Annotated in this window: 5 protein-coding genes; 2 read left to right on the top strand and 3 right to left on the bottom strand. The window is 65.6% G+C overall.

Annotated features, from left to right (window positions below; translation table 11 throughout):
* Window positions 1-789: ABC transporter permease (locus QOD90_RS22480; protein ID WP_526353211.1), on the bottom strand; the 789-nt coding region annotated here is incomplete at its 3' end.
* 238 nt (window positions 790-1,027) lie between these two features.
* On the opposite strand from QOD90_RS22480, the gene QOD90_RS22485 reads away from it, so the two are divergent.
* Window positions 1,028-2,155 carry an ABC transporter substrate-binding protein gene (locus QOD90_RS22485; RefSeq protein WP_526353213.1) on the top strand — a complete coding sequence of 376 codons (1,128 nt, stop codon included), beginning with the start codon at window positions 1,028-1,030 and terminating at the stop codon, window positions 2,153-2,155.
* Here the strand turns inward: QOD90_RS22485 and QOD90_RS22490 are convergent.
* The gene (locus tag QOD90_RS22490) at window positions 2,152-2,283 is read right to left on the bottom strand and encodes a hypothetical protein (RefSeq protein ID WP_526353215.1); all 132 of its coding nucleotides are present in this window, start codon (window positions 2,281-2,283) and stop codon (window positions 2,152-2,154) included. The two genes, QOD90_RS22485 and QOD90_RS22490, sit on opposite strands and share 4 nt — an antisense overlap.
* Window positions 2,284-2,359: 76 nt before the next feature.
* On the opposite strand from QOD90_RS22490, the gene QOD90_RS22495 reads away from it, so the two are divergent.
* Complete coding sequence (locus QOD90_RS22495; protein ID WP_526353216.1) at window positions 2,360-2,614, top strand: hypothetical protein; 255 nt, start codon at window positions 2,360-2,362, stop codon at window positions 2,612-2,614.
* A gap of 174 nt (window positions 2,615-2,788) precedes the next feature.
* Here QOD90_RS22495 and QOD90_RS22500 read toward each other — a convergent pair.
* On the bottom strand, window positions 2,789-3,292 hold a 504-nt coding region (locus QOD90_RS22500), incomplete at its 5' end, for a cutinase family protein (RefSeq protein ID WP_526353218.1).

The following is a 3,292-nucleotide window of genomic DNA, read 5'->3' on the forward strand; positions in this document are numbered from 1 at the left end:
CGCCACCACGATGATCATCTCCAGCGCCAAGGCGTAGGCGAACCCGGACTGCCCGAGCACCACCTCGCTGGTCATTGCGGTGCGGATCAGCAGCGGCAGGATCGGGCTGCCCTGGCTGACCAGCGCGGCGGCCGTCGCGTATGCGGCGAAGGCGTTGGCGAACAGCAGCAGTGCCGAGCCCAGGAATGCCGGCATCAGAAGGGGTATCGCCACCTCGCGCCAGTACTGCCAGGTCGATGCGCCGAGGCTGACGGCCGCCTCCCGCCACTGCTCGCGCAGACCCTCCAGAGCAGGGAGGAAGACGATCACCATCAGCGGGATCTGGAAGTAGGTGTAGACGAGTATCAGCCCGGTCTGGCTGTAGAGCCAGCCGTCGCCTGCGAGGTTGAACCCGAACCAGCTCTGCACCCACAGTGTCAGGACGCCGTTGAGTCCTATGGTCGCAAGGAATGCGAATGCCAGTGCCACACCGCCGAATTGGGCCAGCACGCTGCACACGGACAGCACTGCCCTTCGGAATACCGATGAGGGCGGGCTGCTGACGATCAACCACGCGAGCACGGCGCCGAGGAACGCGCCGATGATCGCCGTCGTCAGCGAGAGCACCACGCTGTTCTTCAGCGCGGACAGCGCCGTCGCGGAGAACAGCGCCTGAATGCGGCTGGTGTCGAAGGCACCGTCGGAGATGAACGCGTTGACGATGACGGTGATCGTAGGGACCACGAGAAAGATCCCGACGAAGACGAGGAACGGCAGCAGGGGCAGGCCGTCTCTAATGCGTCGCGCCATAAGGACGACAGCTTACGGCCGCTGCCCGCTTCGTCCACGGGAAACGGCCGAGGGCATCGGCGCGGTGGTCGGCACGTGTCGACATGCCGAACGACAGCGGCAAGGCCTGCACGGACAATCCACAACCGCCTGCCAAGCAAGGGATCCCGCGATAGGGTTCCAACGCAATTGAATCGGCAATCAGCTTCCGTGGCCGCCGCTTGAACGCGGCGTCTCACACTGATCGGAAGGTTCGGCAATGACCCCATCTCGCCTCCTCGCGGCCGTCACGTCGGCCGTCGTCGTCCTTGGCATGGCGGCGTGCGCCCCGCCGGAGAAGGACGCCAGCGGTACCAAGACCGAATCCGGCGTCAACGCCGCGCAGGCCACGTCCGCGGGCGACTTCGGCGGAATGGATAAGCTCATCGCGGCCGCCAAGGCCGAGGGTGAACTCAATGTGATTGCACTGCCACCGGATTGGGCCAACTACAAGGAGATCATCGACACCTTCTCCAAGAAGTACGGCATCAAGGTCAACTCTGCGCAGCCCGACGCCAACAGCCAGGACGAGATCAACGCCGCCAACCAGCAGAAGGGTAAGAGCACAGCGCCCGACGTGTTCGATCTGGGCCAGGCGATCGCGTTGGCGAACACCGCCATGTTCGCCCCGTACAAGGTCGCGACGTTCGACTCCATCCCCGCACAGTTCAAGGACCCCAACGGCACGTGGGTCAATGACTACGGCGGCTACATGTCGGTCGGCTACGACTCCTCCAAGGTGCCTGCCGTGACGAACGTCAACGACCTCCTCAAGCCGGAGTTCCGCGGCAAGGTAGCGCTGAACGGCGATCCGACGACGGCCAGCGCTGCAGCCAACGGCGTGCTGATGGCCGCGATCGCCAACGGCGGGTCGGCCGACGACATCGCTCCCGGCGTCGACTTCTTCAAGAGGCTCAAGCAGGCGGGCAACTTCCTGCCGGTCGACCCGACGCCCGCGACGATCGAGTCCGGTCAGACACCCGTCGTCATCGACTGGGACTACCTGAGCGCTGCCGAGACCGCCAAGATCCCCACGTGGAAGGTGTTCGTTCCGAACAACGCACTCGTCGGCGGCTACTACTTCCAGGCGATCAACAAGGACGGCCCCCATCCCGCTGCAGCGCGGCTGTGGCAGGAGTTCCTTTACAGCGACGAGGGCCAGAACCTCTTCCTGAAGGGCCTGGCCCGGCCGGTACGCGCGGACGCCATGGAGAAGTCGGGCACCGTCGACAAGGCCCTGCTCGCCGCATTGCCGCCGGTGACCGGTACCGCGGTGATCGCGACCGACGAGCAGACCAAGAAGAACGCGGACTACCTCGGCGCCAACTGGGCCGCGGCAATCAGCTAGCTGATCCGCACGTCCTGGCGGACCAACTCGGCCTGGACGGCGTCGATGTCGACGTCGTCCAAGGCTCGGTTGGTGCCACTGGCCACACCCGTTCGGTCGAGCCCGTCCGACGTGTGGCCGCCATTCACGACCCCGAGGTAAGTCTGGGCGTTTCCACAAGCAAACCTTCGACTTTCCTCAGTGTGCGCGCGGACAGTGATAGGCATGACCGCTTCGAATGGCCGGATGGGAATTGCCTCCGCCACGCATCGACCCGGGTGGGGGAACGCGCGCAGGATGGGTCTTGGCCTCGCATTCTTGGCCATCCTTCTTGGCGTCGTCTACGTGACGGGCGAGTGGGCGCACGTGGTTGCCACGCTCGCCGTCTTCGCGACCGCCATCACGATGATCGCCGCCGCCGCGATCGGCTGGGAGCGCGTCGTCTCGACCGCGGAGTCCGCTGGTCTCGTCGAGCGATAGCGGACGCGGTCGGTCGAGGAGGACAGCGAGAAACAGCTGAGGTTCCTTCTCGCCGAGGTCGGTGCCCGATCGCATCCTTCACTCAGAGGACTTCCCCACGTGGTCCGCGACAACCGCCACGCGATTGGTCACGGCAACGCCAAGACGTTGATGCGGATATACCGACCTGACCGTTCAGGTCACGGGCTCGACGGGATCCGCCGGAGGCGCAATGACGTTGGGGCCGGGGAGGTTCAGCGGTCCCGGCAGGGTCTGATTCGGAGCACCGAGGTGCGCCGGGGAAGTCGAATCCGCGAGCGGTACCGGCGTGCCTGGGGAGGACGTCTGGGACGCCGTGTCGGACGCCGCCGCGGCATCCTCGGCCGCCCAGGCCGCCTGAAGTTTGGCCGCGACGAAGTCCGCCCCCTGATCGACGGTGCCCGTCTCCTCGTATTTGTTGTGCGCGGAGAAGCTCTTGCCATGGGGATCGCAGACCAGGTCGTTGTCGACGCATAGCTCGACGGTCTTGGCCACGTAGTTGGGACCGATCACGATCGACGGGTCGCTGAGCACCTTCATGAACCGCGGCGACGGCTTGCCGAAGAGTGCGACGGCCGCGACGTGGTCGCCGACCTCGGGCGGCATCGGCGCGGGTACGTCCGACGGCGAAATGCCGTCAGGTACGACGTTCGCGGTGAC

This window comes from Mycobacterium sp. (genome assembly GCF_032161845.1).
Taxonomy (GTDB): domain Bacteria; phylum Actinomycetota; class Actinomycetes; order Mycobacteriales; family Mycobacteriaceae; genus Mycobacterium.

Bases quoted from the DNA above. Each gene is read 5' to 3' on its own strand.
- QOD90_RS22485 (WP_526353213.1), top strand. From the start codon at position 1,028: ATGACCCCATCTCGCCTCCTCGCGGCCGTCACGTCGGCCGTCGTCGTC.
- QOD90_RS22495 (WP_526353216.1), top strand. From the start codon at position 2,360: ATGACCGCTTCGAATGGCCGGATGGGAATTGCCTCCGCCACGCATCGA.